The following is an 810-nucleotide window of genomic DNA, read 5'->3' on the forward strand; positions in this document are numbered from 1 at the left end:
GCACCTCCGCCCAGATGGACGCCAGCTTCGCCTCCGTCTCCGTGCGAGGTGCCTCGTAGGTGCTGCCTGACTGTGGCGCCTCCGGCTCCGGCAGGGCCTTGCGGTCCACCTTGCCGTTGGAGTTGAGGGGCAGGGCCTCCAGCACCACAAAGGTGGAGGGCACCATGTACTCAGGGAGCCCCTGACGCAGCTGCGCCTTGAGGGCTTCCGCCTCCAGCGAGGCATCCGCCTTGGGTGCGACGTAGGCGACCAGCCGCTTGTCTGCGGCTTCGCCCTTGGCGACGACGACAGCGTCCTTGAGTCCCGGAGCGCGGCGAAGCGCCGCTTCGATTTCACCCAGCTCGATGCGGAAGCCACGCACCTTCACCTGGAAGTCGATGCGGCCGAGGTACTCCAGGCGCCCATCCACGCGGTAGCGGACGCGGTCGCCCGTGCGGTACATGCGGCCACCCGGCGGGCCGTACGGCTCGGGCACGAAGCGCTCCGCGGTGAGGTCCGGCCGCAGCAGGTAGCCGCGCGCCTGTCCTTCGCCCGCGAGGTACAGCTCACCGGCAACGCCCACGGGCACCGGCTGCAACGAAGCGTCCAGCACGTAGGCCCGCGTCGCGGGCAGAGGACGTCCAATGAGGGGCACCTCGTCACGGCCGACGAGTGCGGCGGTGGAGTAGGTGGTGTCCTCGGAAGGCCCGTAGAGGTTGTAGAGCTTCTGCACCGTAGGGACGGCGTAGACCTGCCTGGCCAGCGTCTCCGGCAGGGCTTCGCCCGCGAGGTTGACGACGCGCACTCCTGGAGGCACCGCATTCAGGCGCA

The 810-nt window shown here is 69.6% G+C and carries 1 protein-coding gene; it reads right to left on the reverse strand.

The window, feature by feature from the left end; genetic code table 11:
• On the reverse strand, positions 1-784 hold a 784-nt coding region (locus tag AABA78_RS38825; protein WP_338270581.1), incomplete at its 3' end, for an AMP-binding protein.
• Positions 785-810 lie beyond the last annotated feature (26 nt).

It is taken from the genome of Corallococcus caeni, from assembly GCF_036245865.1.
Classification (GTDB): Bacteria; Myxococcota; Myxococcia; order Myxococcales; family Myxococcaceae; genus Corallococcus; species Corallococcus caeni.